25 protein-coding genes are annotated in these 21,542 nt (G+C 55.1%); 20 read left to right on the top strand and 5 right to left on the bottom strand.

Annotated features, from left to right (window positions below):
• Positions 1–17: 17 nt before the first annotated feature.
• The 3 genes from HMPREF0372_RS11810 to HMPREF0372_RS11800 are packed head-to-tail and all read left to right on the top strand — an operon-like array spanning position 18 to position 3,684.
• A complete protein-coding gene (locus HMPREF0372_RS11810) occupies positions 18–2,735 on the top strand; it encodes an AAA domain-containing protein (RefSeq protein WP_007492656.1) in 2,718 nt (905 codons plus the stop codon).
• Between the two features lie 38 nt (positions 2,736–2,773).
• Complete coding sequence (locus HMPREF0372_RS11805) at positions 2,774–3,307, top strand: GDSL-type esterase/lipase family protein (protein WP_007492654.1); 534 nt, start codon at positions 2,774–2,776, stop codon at positions 3,305–3,307.
• Positions 3,304–3,684: a rhodanese-like domain-containing protein gene (locus tag HMPREF0372_RS11800; RefSeq protein WP_007492652.1), complete on the top strand. Its 381-nt coding sequence runs from the start codon at positions 3,304–3,306 to the stop codon at positions 3,682–3,684. Before HMPREF0372_RS11805 ends, HMPREF0372_RS11800 begins: the two co-directional genes overlap by 4 nt.
• Positions 3,685–3,789: 105 nt before the next feature.
• On the opposite strand, the gene HMPREF0372_RS11795 is transcribed toward HMPREF0372_RS11800, so the two are convergent.
• Positions 3,790–4,755 (bottom strand): DUF6076 domain-containing protein, encoded by a 966-nt coding sequence (locus tag HMPREF0372_RS11795; RefSeq protein WP_007492650.1) that lies wholly within the window; start codon positions 4,753–4,755, stop codon positions 3,790–3,792.
• 503 nt (positions 4,756–5,258) lie between these two features.
• On the opposite strand from HMPREF0372_RS11795, the gene HMPREF0372_RS11790 reads away from it, so the two are divergent.
• The 13 genes from HMPREF0372_RS11790 (at position 5,259) to HMPREF0372_RS11730 (ending at position 15,324) form a co-directional block, all read left to right on the top strand.
• The gene (locus HMPREF0372_RS11790; RefSeq protein WP_039997380.1) at positions 5,259–5,468 is read left to right on the top strand and encodes a helix-turn-helix domain-containing protein; all 210 of its coding nucleotides are present in this window, start codon (positions 5,259–5,261) and stop codon (positions 5,466–5,468) included.
• On the top strand, positions 5,465–5,905 hold the full coding sequence (locus HMPREF0372_RS11785; RefSeq protein WP_007492642.1) for a helix-turn-helix domain-containing protein: 441 nt from the start codon (positions 5,465–5,467) through the stop codon (positions 5,903–5,905). Before HMPREF0372_RS11790 ends, HMPREF0372_RS11785 begins: the two co-directional genes overlap by 4 nt.
• Positions 5,899–6,270 (top strand): hypothetical protein, encoded by a 372-nt coding sequence (locus tag HMPREF0372_RS11780; RefSeq protein WP_007492640.1) that lies wholly within the window; start codon positions 5,899–5,901, stop codon positions 6,268–6,270. Before HMPREF0372_RS11785 ends, HMPREF0372_RS11780 begins: the two co-directional genes overlap by 7 nt.
• A gap of 314 nt (positions 6,271–6,584) precedes the next feature.
• A complete protein-coding gene (locus tag HMPREF0372_RS11775; protein ID WP_007492637.1) occupies positions 6,585–6,995 on the top strand; it encodes a hypothetical protein in 411 nt (136 codons plus the stop codon).
• Positions 6,992–8,782 (top strand): MobP3 family relaxase, encoded by a 1,791-nt coding sequence (gene mobP3, locus HMPREF0372_RS11770; protein ID WP_007492635.1) that lies wholly within the window; start codon positions 6,992–6,994, stop codon positions 8,780–8,782. Before HMPREF0372_RS11775 ends, mobP3 begins: the two co-directional genes overlap by 4 nt.
• Positions 8,783–8,922: 140 nt before the next feature.
• A complete protein-coding gene (locus HMPREF0372_RS11765; protein WP_007492633.1) occupies positions 8,923–9,237 on the top strand; it encodes a hypothetical protein in 315 nt (104 codons plus the stop codon).
• Complete coding sequence (locus HMPREF0372_RS11760) at positions 9,234–9,437, top strand: hypothetical protein (protein WP_007492631.1); 204 nt, start codon at positions 9,234–9,236, stop codon at positions 9,435–9,437. The genes HMPREF0372_RS11765 and HMPREF0372_RS11760 overlap by 4 nt, the downstream gene beginning before the upstream one ends.
• 53 nt (positions 9,438–9,490) lie before the next feature.
• On the top strand, positions 9,491–10,693 hold the full coding sequence (locus HMPREF0372_RS11755) for a tyrosine-type recombinase/integrase (RefSeq protein ID WP_039997377.1): 1,203 nt from the start codon (positions 9,491–9,493) through the stop codon (positions 10,691–10,693).
• A complete protein-coding gene (locus tag HMPREF0372_RS11750; protein ID WP_039997375.1) occupies positions 10,657–12,279 on the top strand; it encodes a tyrosine-type recombinase/integrase in 1,623 nt (540 codons plus the stop codon). The genes HMPREF0372_RS11755 and HMPREF0372_RS11750 overlap by 37 nt, the downstream gene beginning before the upstream one ends.
• 28 nt (positions 12,280–12,307) lie before the next feature.
• On the top strand, positions 12,308–13,306 hold the full coding sequence (locus HMPREF0372_RS11745; RefSeq protein WP_007492625.1) for an O-acetyl-ADP-ribose deacetylase: 999 nt from the start codon (positions 12,308–12,310) through the stop codon (positions 13,304–13,306).
• Positions 13,307–13,310: 4 nt separating this feature from the next.
• The gene (locus tag HMPREF0372_RS11740) at positions 13,311–14,024 is read left to right on the top strand and encodes a hypothetical protein (RefSeq protein ID WP_007492624.1); all 714 of its coding nucleotides are present in this window, start codon (positions 13,311–13,313) and stop codon (positions 14,022–14,024) included.
• A 61-nt stretch (positions 14,025–14,085) separates the two neighbouring features.
• The gene (locus HMPREF0372_RS11735) at positions 14,086–14,574 is read left to right on the top strand and encodes a prolyl-tRNA synthetase associated domain-containing protein (protein ID WP_007492622.1); all 489 of its coding nucleotides are present in this window, start codon (positions 14,086–14,088) and stop codon (positions 14,572–14,574) included.
• A 90-nt stretch (positions 14,575–14,664) separates the two neighbouring features.
• Positions 14,665–15,324: a vWA domain-containing protein gene (locus HMPREF0372_RS11730; RefSeq protein WP_007492620.1), complete on the top strand. Its 660-nt coding sequence runs from the start codon at positions 14,665–14,667 to the stop codon at positions 15,322–15,324.
• Positions 15,325–15,395: 71 nt separating this feature from the next.
• Here HMPREF0372_RS11730 and HMPREF0372_RS11725 read toward each other — a convergent pair whose 3' ends face one another.
• Complete coding sequence (locus HMPREF0372_RS11725) at positions 15,396–15,956, bottom strand: flavin reductase family protein (RefSeq protein ID WP_007492618.1); 561 nt, start codon at positions 15,954–15,956, stop codon at positions 15,396–15,398.
• Between the two features lie 162 nt (positions 15,957–16,118).
• Here HMPREF0372_RS11725 and HMPREF0372_RS11720 point away from each other — a divergent pair, with 162 nt between their 5' ends.
• Complete coding sequence (locus HMPREF0372_RS11720) at positions 16,119–16,877, top strand: MerR family transcriptional regulator (RefSeq protein ID WP_039997373.1); 759 nt, start codon at positions 16,119–16,121, stop codon at positions 16,875–16,877.
• Positions 16,878–16,917: 40 nt separating this feature from the next.
• Here HMPREF0372_RS11720 and HMPREF0372_RS11715 read toward each other — a convergent pair whose 3' ends face one another.
• The 3 genes from HMPREF0372_RS11715 to HMPREF0372_RS21075 form a co-directional block, all read right to left on the bottom strand.
• Positions 16,918–17,331 carry a DUF3788 domain-containing protein gene (locus HMPREF0372_RS11715; RefSeq protein ID WP_039997372.1) on the bottom strand — a complete coding sequence of 138 codons (414 nt, stop codon included), beginning with the start codon at positions 17,329–17,331 and terminating at the stop codon, positions 16,918–16,920.
• 18 nt (positions 17,332–17,349) lie between these two features.
• Positions 17,350–18,207 (bottom strand): AraC family transcriptional regulator, encoded by an 858-nt coding sequence (locus HMPREF0372_RS11710; protein ID WP_007492611.1) that lies wholly within the window; start codon positions 18,205–18,207, stop codon positions 17,350–17,352.
• Between the two features lie 199 nt (positions 18,208–18,406).
• Positions 18,407–18,535 (bottom strand): hypothetical protein, encoded by a 129-nt coding sequence (locus HMPREF0372_RS21075; protein WP_256274047.1) that lies wholly within the window; start codon positions 18,533–18,535, stop codon positions 18,407–18,409.
• A 142-nt stretch (positions 18,536–18,677) separates the two neighbouring features.
• Between HMPREF0372_RS21075 and HMPREF0372_RS11705 the strand changes: the two genes are divergently transcribed.
• The 3 genes from HMPREF0372_RS11705 to HMPREF0372_RS11695 form a co-directional block, all read left to right on the top strand.
• Positions 18,678–19,415, top strand: a complete 738-nt coding sequence (locus tag HMPREF0372_RS11705) for a GNAT family N-acetyltransferase (RefSeq protein WP_039997385.1) — start codon at positions 18,678–18,680, stop codon at positions 19,413–19,415.
• Positions 19,416–19,424: 9 nt separating this feature from the next.
• A complete protein-coding gene (locus tag HMPREF0372_RS11700; protein WP_007492605.1) occupies positions 19,425–19,868 on the top strand; it encodes a GNAT family N-acetyltransferase in 444 nt (147 codons plus the stop codon).
• A 392-nt stretch (positions 19,869–20,260) separates the two neighbouring features.
• On the top strand, positions 20,261–21,542 hold a 1,282-nt coding region (locus tag HMPREF0372_RS11695; RefSeq protein ID WP_230979289.1), incomplete at its 3' end, for an MATE family efflux transporter.

The raw sequence follows: 21,542 nt of genomic DNA, 5'->3' as shown, positions 1-21,542 counted from the left end.
GCGGAAGGAGGTCTGCGATGGACAGCAAAAAATATATGCTCCTGATCAACGGGCAGGACAAGACTGACTCCGTCGCCAGTTTCCGTTTCCAGGACGGTATGTGCGAGGTGGTCTATACCACTTCCCCTAAAACTTATCGCTACCGTGCCGAAAAAGTGCAGCTCCTAAAAGTACAGAGCCGAATTGATCCCACGCAGTTTATCATTACCGTGGACGGAAACCCTCTTTCGCAGGTTGATGAGATTTTGGATTTTGGCCCCTTTTACCGTTTCCTCCGAACTGGGAAAACGGCTCTTACATACCCCAAAAGCCAAGTGGAACTCCAGAAAAACTGCCTCACAAACCAGAAACAGGTGGGCATTTTTGAGTACTTCAAAGAAACGGCAGCGGCGGTCAGTCTGGTGGCTGAAGGCGGTCTCAATATCCTGAGTGCCCAGTACGAGCGAATCAAAAGTGTCAGCGATGCAACTGTACTGTCCTGCTACCTGGACTCTTCCAAGAAGCCAGCGGTGCGGGCGCTCCCTGCGGCTGTCATCTACCCCTTTGGACTGAATCAGAGTCAGAAAACAGCAGTGGAGAACGCCCTTTCCTCCCAGGTCAGCATCATCCAGGGGCCTCCCGGCACCGGAAAGACACAGACCATTCTGAATATTATCTCCAATGCGGTTCGGAATGGACAGACGGTAGCTGTTGTCTCCAATAACAACTCCGCCACTTTGAATGTGGCGGAAAAACTGGAAAAGAAAGGCCTCTCTTTTCTGACCGCTTTTCTGGGAAGTCGAGCCAATAAGGAGCATTTCCTGGAGACACAGATCGGTCAATACCCCGATATGTCGGCTTGGGTTCTGGAGCCGGAGGAGAAGTCACAACTGGACCAGGAGGTGACGAGTCTCTCCAAAGAACTCAGCGAGATGCTCAACGGAAAGAATCGCATTGCCGCCATTGAGCAGGAGTTGCTCCAACTGACGCCAGAGCAGCACTATTTCGGAGAGTATTACAGCACCTATGCCCAGGCACCAAAGGATGAGGTGAAAGGGCTCTCCTCTCAAAAGATTTTGTCCCTCTGGTTAGAGTACGAACAGCATGCCCAGCAGGAGAGTAAATTAGGCCTGCTCCAAAAGATATCCATCCTGTTTCGCTTCAATCGCAGTGCGCTGAAAGTATTTCTCCAGGCGCCAGAACTGGTAATCCCGTATCTACAGCGGCAGTTCTATGTGGTGCGTCGGCAAGAGTTGACAGAAGAGCGGGTTCAGCTGGAGAAGAAGTTAGAGCAGTATGCCTTTGACGAAAAGATGGCGGAGTTGACGGAAAAGTCCCTGCGGTTATTCCGGGCCGAGCTAAGCGAAAAGTTCCATTGGCAAGAGCCTCGCCAGTGCTTTGAGATGCGGGACTTCCGTGGAAAGTCCAAAGAGTTCAATCAAGAATATCCGGTAATTCTGAGCACAACCTACTCCATCAAAGGCACTCTAAACTTTGAACATACCTACGATTATCTCATCGTGGACGAGGCATCCCAAGTGGATTTGGCCACTGGCGTACTTGCCTTCGCCAGTGCCAAAAATATTGTCATTGTGGGAGATCTCCAGCAGCTCCCCAATGTGCTGGACAAGCAGAACATTCAGAAAAGTGAGGGAATCTGGGGACGGTATTCTCTCCCGGAGACTTATCATTTCACCGCCCACAGTTTGCTCTCCTCTGCGATTGCCACATGGCCGGAGGCTCCTACCGTTCTTCTGAGGGAACACTATCGCTGCCATCCCAAGATTATCAATTTCTGCAATCAGAAATTCTATGGTGGGAAGCTCATCGTCATGACAGAGGACCATGAAGAGCCGGATGTCCTGACCATGTACCGGACAGCACCCGGCAACCACGCCCGTGGCCATCTAAACCAGAGACAAATTGATGTAATTCGGCAAGAGATCCTTCCCAGCTTGGAGAGACAGGGGTATGGGAGCATTGGCATCATTACGCCGTACCGGGATCAGGTGGCGGCAATCCAAACGCAGCTGGGCAAGGAATTGGAAGTGGCTACCGTCCATAAATTCCAAGGCCGTGAGAAAGACGCCATCGTTTTGACCTCTGTGGACAATGTCATTACAGACTTTGTGGATGATCCCCGGATGCTAAATGTGGCGGTATCCAGGGCGGTGAAATCCTTGACCGTCATTACCTCGCAGGACCCGCAGAACGACCGAACCAACTACGGCGATCTGGCTCGCTATATCGAATACAACAACTGCGTGGTGATTGAGAGCACGGTGTACTCTGTTTTTGATCTGCTCTATCAGGGGTATGCCGAGCAGCGGAGGGACTTTCTGAAAAAGCATGGGCGGGTTTCAGAATACGACTCGGAAAATCTTGCCTATGCTGTGATCCAAAATATCCTTCAAAAAGCAGAGTTTTCTTTTGTGGACTGCGCAGCCCATGTGTCCCTGGTCAACTTGGTGAAAGACTATTCCGTGTTGACGGAGGAAGAAACAGCATATGCCCGGAATCCCCTGACTCATGTAGATTTTCTTTTGTTCCGTCGTATGGATAAATCTCCTTTGCTTGCAGTAGAGGTGGATGGTGCCGCCTTCCATGCTGCGGGGAGTGTCCAAGCAAACAGAGATGAAAAGAAAAACCGGATTTTTGGACAGTGTGGGATTCCGCTGCTTCGGCTTCGGACAGATGGAAGCAGAGAGGAGGCGCGCATAGAACAGGCACTTCGGTCAGCAGTTTCTAACAGCTGACAAAACTGAGCTATTACCAAGAGAAGAGGAAACATAAGATGAATGTCATCTGCTTTGGCGATTCCAACACCTATGGCTATGACCCTCGAGGTTATTTCGGCGGACGATATGACGCGGATTGCCGGTGGGTGGACATCCTGGCTTCGGAGACCGGATGGACAATCTCCAACATGGGACAGAATGGCCGGGAAATCCCGTCTGCCGCTCCCACCCTGCCTGCCGACACGGATCTGCTGATCGTCATGCTGGGTACCAACGACCTGCTCCAGGGCTGCAGCCCGGAGCAGGCGGCTGAGAGATTGGGGCGATTTTTCGCTGCTGTCTCGTTAGACCGAAGCAAGGTCCTGCTAATCGCTCCGCCGCCGATGACTCTGGGAGCATGGGTGCCCAGCCAGCAACTCATTGATGACTCCCATACCTTTGCCAAGTGCTGTCAGGCCCTGGCGGAGCAACTGGGTATTCGCTTTGCCAACGCTGGAAACTGGGGTATCTCCCTGGCCTATGACGGCGTACACTTCACAGAGCAGGGCCACAAAGCCTTTGCCGCCGGACTTCTGGAGAAACTAAAATGAAACGAATTTTACCTCTGCTGTTTTGCTTACTACTGCTGACCGGTTGCGGTGGGAATGACACAAAAGGCGCCTATGAGCAGATCACCCAGGAAACAGCCAAAGAGATGATGGACACCTGGGAGGTCATCATCTTGGATGTGCGAGAGCAGGACGAATATGACAGCGGTCACATTCCCGGTGCCGTGCTGCTGCCAGTTGGTAGCATTGATGAGGATACTGCTGCCGAGGTGATTCCCGAGAAGGACTCCACGGTGCTGGTCTACTGCCGCAGCGGAAACCGCAGCAAGACCGCCTCCTCTACGCTGGCAGACCTGGGCTATACTAACATCTACGAATTCGGCGGTATTAACACCTGGCCCTATGAGACAGAGCCATAAGTGCAACGGAAACCCGTAAGCAGCACAAAATCTACATCGCCTACACAAAGAATAAGGGACCGACTTGACGAAAGTCGGCCCCTTATTCTTTTTCTTGTCCGTGGTTCAGGAGTTCTTCAGCCACTCCACATATTCCTCCAGGGTGATGACATCGCGGTCACATTTCTTTTTCATCTCTCTGGCCTGCTCACTCCAGGCATAAAAATCCGTATCGGAAATGCGACCGGCTTTGATCCAGGCAAACCGTTTCTTATACTCCTTGCGGTAGGCCTTGAATACCGGATCTTCAGACTGCTTCTTGGTCCACTGCTGGAAGGCGCCAGCCTCACGGCAGGTCTGCTGTCCTCTGGGCACCGGACGCTCACAGTACTCCGCGCTGACCCGTCCGGTCTGGGGGAAGTAGCGGCCGCAGTTCTTGCAGCGCCGCACCGTAATGCCCCTCTCCACACAACTGCGCAGAGAATAGTCGATCATGTCCGGAATGCTGGCGGAGTACAAAACCGGCGAACACCGCCCCGGTTCCACCGGCTCAAAGCTAAGCGGAATGGGGCGGAATCGAAACAGGCTGGGATCCCTCGGACTATCGTGAAGATAATTCTTAGCTGCCTGCTGCTGTGGGTCGCGCCCTGCGCTGTCCACATCCAGAACTAAATCAAAGAATCGCTGCACCTGCTTCTGATAGAGGAGAAGCTGCTCCGGGAGATCCCGCAGTTCCGCTAACATCTGCTCATCCTCCGCGCTGCCCCAGTCACCATAGATCCCCATTCTGGAGAAACGGTCATACCAACGCACATACAGAAGTTCCAGATAGATATGCCGACTTTTCAGCTGGCCCAGTTCCACCATGGCCTCTGTGCCGGCATCCCGGTCAAACTCTGCAATCAGCCGACTCCAACGATCTGCGATCCGCTGGAGAATGGGTGTCAGTTCCCCACAATCCATCTCCAGAAAGGTGAGCAGGCTCTCCAGAAATGGAAACTGCCGATCAACGGACGGTACTCCCTGTATGCCAGAGGCGTCACACTGAAAAAGCTCCCGCTTTTCGGAGAAATACATTTTCACGTACCACATAGTCGGCTCCTCAAAATAGACTAATACTAAATTATAGTTTTGATAGACTTGACAAATGTATTTTGGTGTGTTAAGATACTCCCACAACGATGGCTGTCTAATTAAAGTTATTATCAGTCTAACACCAGGAAGACAATTTGTCAATGAAAACTTTCATTGTCCTCCTGGTACTGCACCTTGAAAACAGAATACCCATCACCATAGATGATACTCCCCGGAGAAGTATTGCCATGACGCTGTTGTGGGCGAAGCAGCCGAGCGTACCAAGGGGAAGCAAACGCCGTGTGTGTCAAACAAGGCCGCAGGGCAGGAACGGGTATGGTGATGGCCAGACACATGCAAGAGACAGTCACCATAAAAAAAGACCGCTGAACTGCTGCAACAGTTCAACGGTCCGCTGCGTTTCGGAAAACACAGCCCAATCTGTGTTCAGTTTATCAGAGAGACCTCCGAAACGCAAGAACAATTTTTCTCTGTATTCGAAAATGATCGGAGGTATTGAAATGAAGATGTCAGTCTGTAAAAGCTACGGCGACCTGCCGCTGTTTCTCAATGCAAAACTGGTGGCACAGGTGCTGGGCGTGTCCATCTCCACCGCCTACGAGGTAATGCACGAACCCGGTTTCCCGACACTCCGTGTGGGCAGCCGCATGGTGGTACCGAAAGAAAAGTTCATTCGGTGGGTGGAAGAACAGTCCGGAGGTGCGAAATGAGAAAGCAGAGCTGGACCAAGCGGGATCCCATCAAAAACTATTTCCCACTGCCCAACGAGATCTACGATCTGGGGCTGTCCCGCGGCGCAATCTCGGTGTACAGTTTCCTGCTCCGCCGGGAGGATCGCAAGACCTATCAGTGCCTGCTCAGCTACCGGGAGATCGGCGAGGGCGTGGGCATGTGCGTGACCACGGTACGCAAGTATGTGGCGGAACTGGAGGAGCGGTCGCTCATCCGCACCGAGCGCACGACCGTTACCACCAAAGATGGTCGCAAGCGCAACGGCCGTCTGCTCTATCATATCCTGCCTATCCAGTTGGCCATCGATCAGTACTATGAGCGGCAGATGGATATGGCCGACCTGGCACTGGAACAGCACAAGGCAAAGCAGCGCCTGGCCGCGCTGGAGAGAAAGGAGTGTGCATCCGGATGCTGATGCAGGAACTGGGCCGTATCATACAAGAAGATCCCAATCTGTGCGCCATGGCTATGGTGGACAAGCGAAAGTACATCACCAGCAAGTGGAACGCCAGTCATAGTGAGCCCATCGACGAAGATGCTGTGGCACTGTTCCTCTGCGATGAGAACCGCGGCAGCCTCACGGATGAGCAGAGAGCATTTGCGAAAGAGCGCTGTGCAGAATTTGAATTCTGCAATCAAATTACTGTGTACCGACTGCTTCAATGCGGCGAGATGATGCGCCAGCATCTGGTGTCCGGCCCAGCGGAATACTTCCGGATTTTCCAGCCTCAGTGCGCTATCCCCTGCGGCAGAGGAATCCCCCTTTGCAGCGGCCTGTGAGGCGCTGTGTGCCCTCCTTCGGGGCAGGGCAAGCCCCTGCCCCACCTGTGGCTTTCAATGCGGATTTGGCCCGATTTTGGGCAAGGCTTCGGGACGGGGGCCACGGGGGACGAGGAGCAGGAGAAAGCCCTGGCGCTTTTGTGCGCCCGGGCAGTCACAACGACCCGCAGTGCGGGCGGTTTCGGGTATTTGGAGTTGGCGCTGTTTCGGCCAGCAGGCTTTGGGATTGGCGCTGTTCTTGTAAAAAAGCGCCTGAATCCCCGCCGTTGCGGGATTTCAGGCGGCGCTGATGAGAAAAGGAGGCGATTTTGGAGATGAAAGAGGTAAAGAAGAAACACTCGGTGTGGCTGAGCGAATCGGCCTGGGCCGATGTGGAACATCACTACCAGGCGGACAACTGCTCCACCAAAAATGAGTACATCGAAAAGGCGATCCAGTTCTATTCCGGCTACCTGGACACGGAACACGCGGAGGAGTATCTGCCTCGTGTCCTCTCAGATGTGCTGGAGGGAAAGCTGGGTGCCTTCGGAAAACGCATGGGGCATCTGCTCTTCAAACAGGCAGTGGACCAGGATGTGATGGCGAATCTGCTTGCCAGCGATATCAATGTCGGCCTGGATACACTGCAAAAACTTCGGGTGCGCTGCGTGAAAAATGTGAAAGAGACCAACGGGGAAATTGATTTCCAGGATGCGTTCCGGTTTCAGAAGAGGATTGAAGAATGAAGGGTCTCATTCAAAAGTCCGGCTACATTAAGCCGGGAAGCGGCGGCGGACACTACGCCGAGTACATCGCCACCCGAGATGGCGTGGAACTGATGGAACCCACGGCAGGCGGTGGTTACTTGGAGTACATTGCGGAGCGTCCCCGCTCTCACGGTTTGTTCTCTGCGGACGGTGCTGCTGATCTGGAGCAAACCATGGAGGAGATCAACGCACACGCCGGTCCGGTGTGGACCTTCACCTACTCCCTGAAACGGGAGGATGCCGCACGGCTGGGCTACGAAAACGGAGAGAGTTGGCGCAGATTATTGCTGGCCCATCAGGCAGAACTGGCGACAGCGATGAAAATTCCGCCCGGCAACTTTCGGTGGTGCGCTGCCTTCCACGATGAAAAGCACCACCCACACATCCACATGATGGCCTGGTCTGCCGAACCTACGCAGGGTTATCTGACTGAGAAAGGTATTGAGCAGATGCGCTCCCAGCTGTCCAACGATATCTTCCAGGACGAACTGCTGTCTCTTTATCAGGAGAAGGATCTGTCCTATCAGCAGGTACGGGACGCGGCTATGGAAGCTATGGGCCGTCTCATCCGGGAGATGAAGTCTGGACTCTGCGACAGTCCTATCATCGCCAGTCAGATGGAAACGCTGGCCGAAATGTTATCTGAAGTCAAGGGCAAGAAGGTATACGGCTATCTGAAAAAGCCAGTCAAGGCCCAGGTGGACGCCGTCGTGGATGAGCTGGCCAAGCTCCCAGAGGTGGCGGAGTGCTATGAACAATGGAACCGAATGCGGGATGAACTGGAGCGGTACTACAAAGACACGCCAAGAGAACACAAACCATTGTCACAGCAACAAGAATTCAAGGCCATCAAGAACATGGTCATACGGGAGGCAGAGGAACTGCGCTTGGGTACCTTCACATTCGAAGATACGACCATGAAAGATGAAGTGGATGAGGATCAGGAGGAGGTGTACTACGCTTGGAACTCCCGCTGGCAGATGGCAGAGGCCTACCAGAACGCGAAAGAAATCCTCTCGGTATATGAAAATACAGAGGAAGAAAAAGCGGAACAGGTGCAAGTCCTGGAGCAACTCTGGGACGCCGGCTTCACCGTGGCAGCTCACTTGCTGGGCAAGTGTTTGCGGGATGGCATGGGTGTGCTGCCGGATGACGAACAGGCGGAGCTGTGGTTTCGCCGTGCCGCTCAGGCCGGTCATGACTTCTCACAGTACGCTCTTGGTAAACTGCTGCAAAGCCAAAAGCGGATGGAGGAAGCGGTGTCCTGGTATGAGAAAGCGGTGGCGCAGGGCAATTCCTACGCCGCCTACCGGCTGGGGAAACTGTATCTGGAGGGAAAGGATGTCCCAAAGAATACGGTCAAGGCGGTGGAGTATCTAAGAACTTCTGCGGAACAAGGTAACGAATATGCTCAGTATGCCCTTGGTAAGTTGTACCTCACCAGCGAGGATGTGAGCCAGGACAGAGAACAGGCATACAGCTGGTTCTGGGAATCCGCATCACAAGGAAATGAGTATGCCCAGTTCTTCCTGGATCACTTCAATGACAACCGCAGCCCCAATGTGCTCCTCTCTGCCACCAAGCTGCTCCACCACATGGGCCGGATCTTTCAGGACAACTCCATTCCGCCCTGCCCGCCGGGCAGCCACAGAGCGGATCGCAAACTGCGCCAGAAGATCCGTCAGAAGAAGATCGCCATGGGCCACAAGCCGGATGACTATGAGGAGGAGCAGAACATGGGCGGCATGACCATGGGCGGGATGTAGGCGTATTAAAATTTGACATGCAAAAACAAAGATAAAAACCTCTCCACACCCCAGAAATCTTTCTGAAAAAGTTTCAAATAAGGGGTGGATATTGGGAAACAGTTCGGGTATTGTGTGTTGCTGATAGGAGGCGACGCGCAATGAACGACTACATGAGAGCACTGCACCAGAGGTTCTTCCGGGAACCAGATGTGTCAGAGTTGGAAGAAGACATCGAGAACACCCGCCAGGAAGTGCGGGACTGCCTGGATAAGATGCAGCGTCGCAGGCTCATGCATCTGGTGGACAGTCAGAATCTGTTGAAAGAAGAAATCTCTCTGGCCAGTTTCACCGCCGGGTTCAAACTGGCTTGGGGACTGAGCAAAGAGCTGGAGGCAGACGGTCTGTACTCCTTCGACGAGGAGGAAACAGAGCGCGTCTGCCGCAGAATGGAACAGGAGGAGGGATTAAGATGACAAATCAACTTCCCATTCAGCGGTGCCAGTACTGTGGGTGCGAGGACATCGGTCTTGGCTGGCAGCACGGCGAAGCGCTGGTCACATTCAAAAAACACGGAATGCTGGGCAACCGGCTGCGGTATCTGATCTGCCGCCGCTGCGGCGCTGTGCTCTACCAGTATGTGGCGGAGCCTTACAAGTATCCTCCTGTGAAATAGGCTACACAGTAACCGCACAACAAATGAAACGGAACGATTGGAGGTGAAACAACTTGGCAAAGAGACGACCATCAGGAGATGGCATGGTACGCAAACGGGAAGACGGGCGTTGGGAAGGCCGCATCGTAGTGGGCCACAAGGAAAACGGTGAGCCCATCTTCCGATATGTGCTGGCCAAAACTCAGAAAGAGTTGCTGGCTAAGCTTCACCGTGACATGGATATCTATCAGGACGCACAGCTCACAGGGGACAGCCGCATGACTCTGGGCGAGTGGCTGGATCGCTGGATGGAGGAGTACGGTGCCGTCACCCTGCGGCCCAACACTCTGCGTAGCTACGAGCAGTACATCCGGTGCTATGTGAAGCCGTATCTCGGCGGCAAGATCGTCTCCCGGGTCACACGGCTGGACATTCAAAAGCTGTACCGGAAGCTGAAGAAAGAGGGCCGCGTCCACGACCACCCGGAGTACGGGCACGAACTGTCGGACAGCATGGTACTCCGCATCCACGCCATGCTCCACCGCTGCCTCAAAGATGCGGAGCGGGATCACATCGTCCCCTATAACCCAACGGACGGCGTCAAGCTGCCCAAGAGCAACTACAAACCGAAGCAGGTTCTCGACCGAGAGCAGATGGACGCCTTCCTGGCGGCAGTGGACAAGAACGAAATCTGGCGGGACTTCTTCTACACGGAGTTGACCACTGGCCTGCGTCGAGGTGAGATCTGCGGTCTCATGTGGAGGGACTTCGACGAGAACGCCGGGACGCTGAAAATCCTCCGCTCGGTGAATGTACCTAAGCGGGGTGAAATGGAGATCGGCGAGACCAAGACTGAGCGGGGCAGACGCACCATCCGTCTGCCCCCCAGTACTGTCCAGCGATTAAAGGAGAGGAAAAAACACGCAGTCAGTCAATGGATCTTCCCGGAACCGCTGGCTCCAGAGAAGCCGGTGCGCCCCAGCGCTGCCTACTACTGGATGAAGGTACTGCTGAAAGAGGCGGGACTGCCTCACATCAGGTTCCATGATTTACGCCACACCTTCGCCACTCACGCCCTGGCCAGTGGTGTGGATGCCAAGACTCTCTCCGGCATCCTGGGACACACCAATGCATCGTTCACGCTTGATACCTATACCCATGTGACGCCGGACATGCAGAGAGCCGCCAGCGATGTAGTTGGCGGCTTTCTGAAAAATCTATTGGGAGAGGAGTTGAACCCATGGCAAGGAAACGAAAAAGCGGAACGGGCACCATAAGGCAGCGTAAAGATGGCCGCTGGGAAGGCCGGGCTGTGGTGGGCTATGACGACAAGGGCCTGCCCAAAACGAAAAATGTGCTGGCCAAGACCAAGCACGAGTGCCAGGAAAAGCTGACCAAGCTGATGGAGACAGTGGGCAGCGCCAAGTCCGAAAAGATCTGCGCCGATATGCCCTTCGGGGAGTGGATGGACTTCTGGTATCAGACCTACATCAAGTCCGGTCTCCGTCCCGCCACGCAGAACACTTATGAGAGTACCATCTATCAGCATATCATCCCCCAGCTGGGCAAGATTCCGCTGTGCCAGTTGACCCAGAAGGACCTCCAGCAATTCTACGCTCACCTGAAAAAGGAGGGACGGCTCGTCCGCACAGAACAATTTGGGAAGGGCCTGTCCGATCGGATGGTGCGAATGTGTCACGCCAAATGTCGGGCAGCGCTGGATCAGGCGGTGCAAGAGAACCTGATCCGGACCAATCCTGCGGTAGGTTGTAAGCTACCGCCCAAGCGGAGCCCGGAGATGCAGGTGCTGTCACGCCAGGAACTCCAGCGATTTCTCATTCAGGCCAAGGCCGATGGCTACTTTGAACTGTTCCTGCTGGACTTATCCACTGGCCTTCGCCGGGGCGAACTGCTGGCCCTCCAATGGTCCGACCTGGATCTGGATACCGGAACGCTGTCCGTGACCAAACAGGTCTATGAGGTAAATGGAAAGATGCAGTTGAGTGTCCCAAAGACAAAAGCCTCTATCCGCAAGTTGGTGTTGCCGCCCGCTGTGGTGGAGGTGTTCCGGGAATACCGAAAGGCAGCAAAGTCCCGGTGGCTGTTCCCCTCTCCGAAGAATTTGGATATGCCGCTGACACCTGGTTCCATGCTCCGTCGGCTCCATATCATTCTGGAGCGGGCCGGGTGCAAGCAAATCAGATTTCACGATCTGCGTCATACCTTTGCCACCATGGCGCTGGAGAACGGCATGGACATCAAGACACTCTCTGCCATGCTGGGCCATGTGTCGGCTGCGACAACGCTGGATATCTATACCCACATTACCAGCGACATGTTGAGTGAAGCTGCTGCCAAGATCGACCGTGGCCTGGGCAATGAAGTGGCAGAGGACTCTGCTAAGGAAAATCCGCTCACTGACTTCCAGCCGGTCATGCGGCGCACCCGAAAGCCTGGAACCGGCTGCATTACTGAGATTAACGACCACCTCTTTGAGGGTCGCTACTCGCCCACCTGGCCGGACGGCACGAAGCACTCCAAATGTGTCTACGCCCATACCCGTGAGGAATGTGAGGAGAAACTGAAAGTGCTCATCCAGCAATTGAACGCCGAGCGGAAGGCAATCCTGGATCGGCTGCGAGGGATCCCATCGCCTGAGAAACTTACCAAGAAGCAGCGGCAGATCTGGGAGTATATGAAAATTTACCCTGACGAGACGAATTACAGCACAATCGCCAAGGGGGCTAAGGTGACTCGGCACACAGTGGCCAAGCACTTTGAGATGATCCAAAAGATGCTGGGCATCCAGAAAACCGCTCCCCATCCTCTGCTCGATTGCCAGACCGTCCCGCTTATGGTATGATGACCCTATCAAGTGAGGAGGTGTCGTCATGCCCCTGCATATCGTTCGAAATGATATTACTACCATGAAGGTGGACGCCATCGTCAACGCTGCCAAGGAGAGTCTGCTGGGCGGCGGAGGTGTAGACGGCGCCATCCACCGTGCCGCCGGACTGGAGCTGCTGGCCGAGTGCCGCACCCTGGGAGGCTGCAAGACCGGACAGGCCAAGATCACGAAGGGCTACCGCTTACCGGCAAAGTTTGTTATTCACACCGTCGGTCCCATCTGGCAGGGCGGTAGCCACAGTGAACGTGAACTGTTGGTCTCTGCCTACCGCTCCTCTCTGGAAGTGGCCCTGGCCCATCAGTGTGAAACGGTGGCGTTCCCCCTGATCTCCTCCGGGGTGTATGGCTACCCTAAGGATCAGGCCCTGAAGGTTGCGGTGGATACCATCGGGGATTTCCTTCTGGCCCACGACATGACGGTGTATCTGGTCATCTTCGACCGGACCGCCTATACCATCAGTGGGAAGCTCTTTTCTGACATTGCCGCCTACATTGATGACCGCTATGTGGATGCCCACACCGACAGCCGGGAGACCCAACGCCGCCGGATGGCTATGGCCTCCATGCCCATAGAGGAATCGGAGTGCATGCCTGCCCCCTGTGCTATGGCGCCCTTCGGTCTGGACGAGGCCCTCAGCAAACTGGATGAAAGTTTTTCTCAGATGCTGTTGCGGAAGATCGACGAATGTGGCATGACTGACGCCCAGTGTTACAAAAAGGCTAATATTGACCGTAAGCTGTTCTCCAAGATCCGCTCAGATGTCCACTACAAGCCCTCCAAGCCCACCGCCATGGCCTTTGCCATTGCCTTGGAACTGCCGCTGGAGGAAGCTCGGGAGATGCTGGGGAAAGCGGGCTTTGCCTTTTCTCACGCCAGCAAGTTCGATATTATCGTGGAGTATTTCATCGCCCACCGGAACTACAACATCTTCGAAATCAACGAGGCGCTGTTCGCCTTTGACCAGAGCCTGCTGGGAGGATGACCGCATGCAGGATAACTATGTTGGAGATATTGGAGATTACGGAAAGTACGGCCTTTTGCGGAATGTGACCGCTACTGGTCTTCGACTGGCAGTCAACTGGTATCGGGTGATTCCCACTCGTCCGGGTAAGCAAGAGGATGGGAAATACACTTCGTACCTGGACAAGCCGGAAATATACAGACATTATGATCCTGAACTGTTCGACTGTTTAGCCGATATTGTACACCGGCAAAAGCGCAGTATCGAAGAAATGGAAGCAAGTGGTGTGCTTACAGCAGCCTTTTTCTCAGATGCCTTGGTTCCAGCGAACCGTTCACATTGGCATCAAGCGGCCCTGGCCAGTACTATTGGTACAGACATTGTTTTCCTTGATCCCGATAATGGCCTGGAGACCGCAAAGATGCATGAACGCAGGTCAGCTAAGGAAAAGCATACCACCTGGCAGGAGGTCAAGGACTACTATGACCGAGGGCAAAGCGTGATTCTCTATCAGCACCGTCCGCAGATGACCAAAAAGGAAATGTGCATTCAAAGCGTGCTGGGCTTTCAGAACTCCTTCCTGCATGCTGACCACACCTTGCTTTTGGAATATCCTCGCTACACAAATCGCTATTATTTTATATTTGCACATCAGACGCAGTTTTCTGCCTTAGAGCATATACATCATAAGGTCGCTCAGACCTGGAAGGGCCTGTGCAATCCAGTGGATCTCCTTTAACCCTGCACAGAAGAACTCCCGTTGATGAAAGACCGGGTTGTACCACAGGAGGACAACAGATATGAACAAGCAGGAGATTTACGCCCTCCTCAGCGCCAGAAACATCTGGCATGAGGTGACGGAGCATAAAGCCGTTTTCAACATGGCGGAGGTGGCGGAGATCCACCTGCCCTACCCGGAGGCCAACGCCAAGAACCTCTTCATTCGGGATGACAAAAAGCGTAATTACTATCTCATTACGGTCAAGGGGAACAAGCGAGTCGACCTGAAAGCCTTCCGGCAGCAGAACGACACCCGGCCGCTTACCTTTGCCTCGGATCAGGATCTGATGGATATGCTTGGCCTGATCCCCGGCGCGGTGACACCTCTGGGCCTGCTCAATGACCGGGAACACAAGGTAACCTTCTGGCTGGATAAGTCCTTTCTGGAGAGCTCCGGCCTGATCGGTGTACACCCCAATGACAATACCGCCACCGTATGGCTCAAAACCCAGGACCTGCTCCGGCTCCTGGAGGAGAACGGCACGCAGATCACCCTGTTTGAAGCATAGCAATTTGTCGCCCGCCGGGCGACCTATCCAAATCAAAATTCCCCTATACTGTGCTTGTAAATCAAACAACACAGCATAGGGGGATTTTTTATGAAGAAGAATTTGACGGAACTGGTGTTCATTCTGGACCGCAGCGGCTCCATGCAGGGACTGGAGGGCGACACCATTGGCGGCTTCAACGCCATGATCGAAAAGCAGAAGAAGGAGCCGGGCGAGGCCTTTGTCTCCACTGTTCTCTTCGATGACCGGGCCGAGGTGCTCCACGACCGGGTGAAGTTGGGCGAGGTTCACCCTATCACCGAAAAAGAGTACTATGTCCGGGGCTGCACCGCCCTGCTGGACGCCATCGGCGGAGCCATCCACCACATTGGGAACATCCATAAGTACGCCCGGCCTGAGGATGTGCCGGAGCATACCCTTTTTGTCATCACCACCGACGGCATGGAGAACGCCAGCCGCCGCTATTCAGCCCGGCGGGTGAAGGAGATGATCCAGCGTCAGAAGGAAAAGTATGGCTGGGAGTTTCTCTTCCTGGGGGCCAACATCGACGCCGTGGAGACGGCGGGCCATCTGGGCATCGCACCCGACCGGGCAGTGAACTACCACTGCGACAGCGAGGGTACCCGCCTCAACTACGAGGTGGTGGGCCAGGCGGTGGCCGCCGTCCGGTGCAGCGCACCCCTGGACGAACACTGGAAAGACGCTATTGAGGAGGACTTCCGCAAGCGGCAGAAGACGGGGCGGCGGTGAGCCGTCAAAACAGATGAGGGACGGAGTCTGTACCTCCGTCCCTCATCTATGCTTGGAATAAAATCCAGTCTTTATTTCAGCTTAGCGCCGTCCTTGAAAGCGTTGCCCACCTTCTCGCCCAGCACCCGGTATGCGTTGTGGATGGGATCAAAGGTAATGGGCCGCAGCTTGTCCGGGTCGATCTTCCCGTCCTCGTCCAGCACGGACTCGTCGGCGCTCACATTGACGATTTCGCCCACCAGGCGACAGCTCTCCGGATCGTAGCTCACCAGGCGGCACTCCACCGCCATGGGCAGCTCGTCGATGAGGGGCGCATCCACAAATTCCGATTTGGTGGTGTGCCATCCGGCCTTTACCACCTTGTCCGTCACCTTGTTGCCGGACTCAATGCCCACATAGTCGCAGGCTACCATCTGATCCGCCGTGGCCATGCTGACGGTAAAGGCCTTGCGGGCCAAAATGTTGGCGGTGGTTTTATGGCCTTCGCTGATGCACATACTCAGCTCCTTGTCCTCGCTGATGCCGCCCCAGGCTGCGTTCATGGCGTTGGGGGTGCCGTTTTCATCGTAAGCCGCCAGGATAAAGACCGGCTGGGGATAAGTCCAGGGCTTGGCTCCAAAATTCTTGCGCATAGCAATGCCTCCTTATATGCACATGTATGTGCTATCATTATACTACGGATTTGGGCTTTGGAATATGGAAATTAGCTACCGGAAAAGAACCTTCCAATTTTAAAGTTCCCCTTGACTTTGACGCTCCGTCAACTGATACAGTATCCGTAAGGAGGGATGTTTATGGAGTATTCCATTCAGGAACTGTCGCGCCTGTCCGGGGTGACCACCCGCACCCTGCGCTGGTACGACCAGATCGGCCTGCTGAAACCCAGCCGGGTGGCGGAGAGCGGCTACCGCTACTATGGCCGGGCGGAGGTGGACCGGCTACAGGACATTCTCTATTACCGGGCTCTCGGGGTGGAGTTGGCTCGGATCAAGGAATGTCTGGACGATCCCTCCTTTGACCGTCTGGCTGCCCTGCGAAACCACCTGACCGCACTGGAGGCAGAGCAGGAGCGGCTGGAACAGCTCATCCGATCGGTGAAAGACACCATCGGAGCGGAAGAAAGGAACGAGATCATGAGCGACGAGCAGAAATTTGAGGCGTTCAAGCAGCGGGCTATAGCCCATAATGAGAAAGTTTACGGAGCGGAGACCCGCGCCAAGTACGGCGACCGAGAAGTGGACGAGGCCAACGCCGCGGTGATGAACCTGACCCAGGCGCAGTACCAGGAGTGGACGGAGCTGGGGCGGGAGATCCAGGAGCGGCTGGAGGCTGCCGTCCAAGCCGGACTGTCCCCGAAGGGTGAGGAAGGCAAGGAAATCACCGCCCTCCACCGCCGGTGGCTCACCATCACCGGGAACCGGTACGACCCTGCCAAGCACCGGGGGATCGCGGAACTCTATGTGATGGACGAGCGGTTTACCACCTACTACGATAAGCATATGCCCGGCTGCGCCCGCTTCCTGCGGGACGCCGTGGCTCATTGGGCGAAATAAGGTTGAAACAGGCCCCCGGCTTTTCGCCGGGGGCCTGCTCCTATTTCCGGTTTGGTTTCCGCTTGATGGCCAGCAGTCGAAGGAAATCCTTAAACAATGAGGTGTCCGCTGGTTCAAACATCAGCCATTTCCCATCGTGGTAAGTTGGCGTTTCATCATAAATGGTTTGCACTTCCGGAGCGTAATGCTCGCTATCATTCTCAAATTTTAAGCGGTCGTCCTTGCCTAAGATGACCATAAACCCGATGCAGTTTTCTCTGGCATAAAGCGCGCACAGGGTTTTGCCGCCCCGGCGGTATTTATACTCATAGGTCCATGCCTTCCCGCCGCTGCCCCACAGGCGCTCCATGTCATATTTTTCGTCAATCAGGGCGCATAACTGCGTCCAGATCTCATATAAGGGTTTCCCCACTAACATTGTCATCTGCTCCGCGCTTGGCACAATCTCAGGCACAGTAGCCGCCTCCTTACTTTACTTCTTCTCCACCGGGATCCAGATCTCACAGTAGTAGTCCTGATCCTGGGTTCCACCCTCAAACTTGCTGGCGTCGCTGTACAGCTCCACATTGATACCCGCAGCGATCTTATAGTCGGGGTTCGTGGGCAACCACTGGGAGAAAATTTGCTGGTTCAGTCCCTGGAGCGCCTGGGGCATCCGGCCAGTGCAGGGAAATACCGCCCAAGTGTAGGCCGGGATGGTGCGGGTGGTAAAGCCCTCCGGAATCTCCCTGGCGGGATCGTAGTTGTCGGCGATGAGATATTCAAACTCATTTCCGCCCATGCTCTCGTCCAGGTTGATGCCGTACATGCCGCACACTACCTTGCCGCCGCCCGTTCCGAAGTGCTCTGCCCAGAACTGGGGAACCTGGGTCACGGCGTCCTCATACTTGAAGGTTTTTGCCCGGCAGAGCACCGTAAACGCCTCTTTTTTCATAATCTTGCAATCCATGTTTTGACCACCTTCCAATGTCACTTTGATCCGAAGCGGAGCAAAGGAACGGACCGCGCCTCCGCTTTTTCGCAGTGCGGCAGGTGTGAGGCCATGGAAACGGGTAAAAGCCTTGGTGAAGCTGTCCGGCGAGTCGTAGCCGAACTCCAGCGCGATGTCGATGATCTTCTGGTCCGTCGTGAGGACCTCCAGCCCGGCGGCGGAGAGCCGGCGCTGGCGGATGTAGTCGCCCACCGTCATGCCGCACAGCATGGCAAAGCCCTTCTGAAAGTAGAAGGGGGACAAGGCCGCCTGCTGCGCAATTTCCCGGATGGTCAGCTCCTCCCGGAGATGTTCCTCGATATACCGGATTGCCTGATGAATGCTTGTTACCCAATCCATTGGTCACACCGTCCTTCTGGATTCAGCATACCGGAAAGGAACGGACTCTGCCCGGTTTTCCGTGCTCATATTTGTCCGATGGTACCGCTCTTCCTGCTCCGTGGTGCACGCTCCCAAAACATGTCCTATGCTCTTTTCCGCGTCAGGAACACGCCCACCAGTGCAGCATCAGGGCGAAGAGTGCCAGACGGACAAAGGCCTATTCAAAGGTATGGATAGCCACGCATATAACGCCGGTTTCCGGAGCGGTGACCCTCTCCAGCTGGAGCAGGATGGACAGGATGCCAATGAGCCGCTCCATCTTCATGGGGTACACCGCTTTTCGCATTTCTGTCTGCATTATATCATAGGAACGGGACAACTGTCTGTCATGTTTATTTTAGAGAAAAACTTATGCCGGTGGGATCTGGGATTGTCTTGCCGTGGAGGGCATGGTATCATGGATGCAGATTTTCCGGGAGGTAGCGGACATGGAGGATCAGTTTCTCAATCTGACAGAAGAAAATCTGGATCAGGAGCACCTGTGCTGCATCATCCGCAGCAAAAAGCCCCACCCCGGCGTGGAGGCCAAACGGGCCTGGCTCCGGGAGGGACATGTGTTCCGCAAGCTGGATGCCAAGGGTGTGGTGTTCATCGAGTATGCTCCGCTGGAGACCGCCTGGGTGCCGGTGGAGGGGGATAACTATCTCTATATCTATTGCCTATGGGTCATTGGGGAGTTCAAGGGCAAGGGCTACGGCAGACAGCTGATGGAGTACTGCTTGGCCGACGCAAGAGCCAGGGGAAAGTCCGGCGTGTGTATGCTGGGTGCCGAAAAGCAAAAGGCCTGGCTCTCAGACCAGGCTTTTGCAGAGAAATATGGATTTGAAATGGTGGATGTCACCCCGGACGGCTACCGGCTGCTGGCCCTCTCCTTTGACGGGACCAAGCCCCGCTTTGGGAAGAACGCCAAGGTGCAGGCCATCGAAAACCAGGAGCTGACTGTCTATTACAGTTCCCAGTGTCCCTACATCCACCAGAGCGTGGAGCTGGTGCGCAAAACCTGCGAAGAACTGGAGGCGCCCTGTACCCTCATCCCGGTGGACACTCTGGAGAAGGCCAAGGCCTTGCCCTGCGTGTTCAACAACTGGGCGGTATTCTATCAGGGAAAGTTCGTGACGGTAAATCTGCTGGATGCCGCCGCGCTGAAGCGGCTTCTGAAACAATAAGATGTGCCTATGGAAATCAGAAAAGTGGAGACCGACAAAAAGCAATACTTGAGTTTACTGCTGCTGGCGGATGAACAGGAGGACATGGTGGACCGCTATCTGGAGCGGGGGTTCATGTATGTGCTGGAGGACGACGGCGTCAAGGCGGAGTGTGTGGTGACCGACGAGGGAAACGGCGTTCTGGAGCTGAAGAACATAGCCGTTGCGCCCGCCGCGCAGGGCAGAGGCTACGGAAAGGCCATGGTGGACTTTCTCATCCGAACCTACAAGGGGCAGTATGCAGTGCTACAGGTGGGCACCGGAGACAGCCCCTCCACCATCCCCTTTTATGAGGCCTGCGGCTTTTACAGGCACCATCTGGTCAAAAACTTTTTCACCGACCACTACGACCGCCCCATCTACGAGTGCGGGGTGCAGCTGGTGGACATGGTGTACCTGCAAAGGAAACTGTGAACATGCGCCGCGGACGAAGCGGGCGGCTTTCACCGGCATGACGGACATTGACAGGCAGCGGCACATGGTATAGTATTTATAATAGCAAAGTGAGGTGAGCACGATGTTATTCGGAAAATTCTGCATTGATTTCGGCTCCGTACAAATGGATACCACAAAACATTGTGCGGAGCCTTTTCGGACTGTCAAGTTGTAAAACCGGGAGGCCGGGGCAGAACATCTCTGCCTTTGGTTTTTGTACCCTTTTTGCAGACTGACAGGGCAAGATAGTTTATTTTGGGCCGCGGACGATGTTTTGTCCGCGGCCTTTTGTTATGCCCATTTCAGGGGCGATGGAACAGAGGGCGCACAGCACTGTGCTGCCCTCTGTTTTTTTGAAAGGAAGATACTACATGACCCAAGAACAAGATTTATTGACCGGGAGCGTGCCGAAAAAACTGCTCCGGTTTGCCTTCCCGCTGTTTCTGGCCAACCTGCTGCAAGCCCTCTACAATGTGGTGGATATGCTGGTGGTAGGGAAAATGGTGGGCGAAATCGGCCTGGCCGCCATCAGCAATGCCTCCATGCTGTGTTTTATCATCAATTCCCTCTGTATCGGCCTGACCATGGGCGGGAGCGTTTTGGTTGCCCAGTACAAGGGGGCAGGCGACCAAAAGGGACAGCGTGACACCATCGGAATGCTGTTTCTCCTGTCATTGGCGGCCTCCGTTGTAGTTACCATGCTCGGTCTTGCCCTCTATGAGCCTCTGTTCCGGGCGCTGGATGTTCCGGCGGAGGCCTATCCGGATGCCTGCGGCTATATGGAGATCATCTGCTGGGGGACCGTATTCGTCTTTGGCTACAATACAGTCTGCTCCATTCTGAAGGGCCTGGGCGATTCTAAAACGCCGCTCTTTTTCGTAGGTGCCGCCACGATTCTCAACGTCTTGCTGGATGTACTGCTGGTAGGGCCGTGTTCCATGGGCACCGCCGGTGCGGCCTGGGCCACGATCACTGCCCAAGGCATTTCCTTTGCGGGTTCGCTGGTCTATCTGCGGCGGCGTCAATGGAGTTTTTCCCACGGAAAAATGGAACTTCGCCGGGAAATCCTACTGGCTATTTTGAAGGTGGGCCTGCCAACCGCAACCCAGATGGTGGTGGTAAACACGGCCTATCTGCTGGTGACGGGAATGCTCAATCCCTTCGGCACCGCGGTGGCCGCCGCCTCCGGCGTGGGACTGAAGATCAACACCTTTGCCGGGATGCACTGCTGGGCCATTGGGCAGGCCATCACCGCCATGGTGGGCCAGTGCGTGGGAGCCGGTCAGATCCGGCGGGCCCGCCAGGTGGTGCGGTCCGGTCTGCTACTAAACCTCGCCGTCACAGCGGCGGTAGTGGTGACGGTCCAGTTTCTGGCAGAACCGCTCATCCGCCTGTTTGACAGCACCAGTCCGGAAATGATCCGGGTGGGCGTGTTATACCTGCGCTTGTGCTGTGGAGTCAACAGCCTGGTCTATGCCGCCATGTACACGCTGGATTCCTTTGCCATCGGTGTGGGCGCGGCCCATGTGGCCATGGTCAATGCCCTGTTGGACGCGGTGGTCGTTCGTTTGCCAGTAGGGTGGCTGCTGGCCTTTCCCCTCTCCATGGGCTTTTCTGGAATCTATCTGGGCCAGGCCCTTTCGCCCATCCTGC

This window comes from Flavonifractor plautii ATCC 29863 (genome assembly GCF_000239295.1).
In the GTDB taxonomy this organism is placed as follows: Bacteria; Bacillota; Clostridia; order Oscillospirales; family Oscillospiraceae; genus Flavonifractor; species Flavonifractor plautii.
Note: the sequence above shows the minus strand (reverse complement) of the source record. Positions and strands in the feature narration are given on the sequence as shown.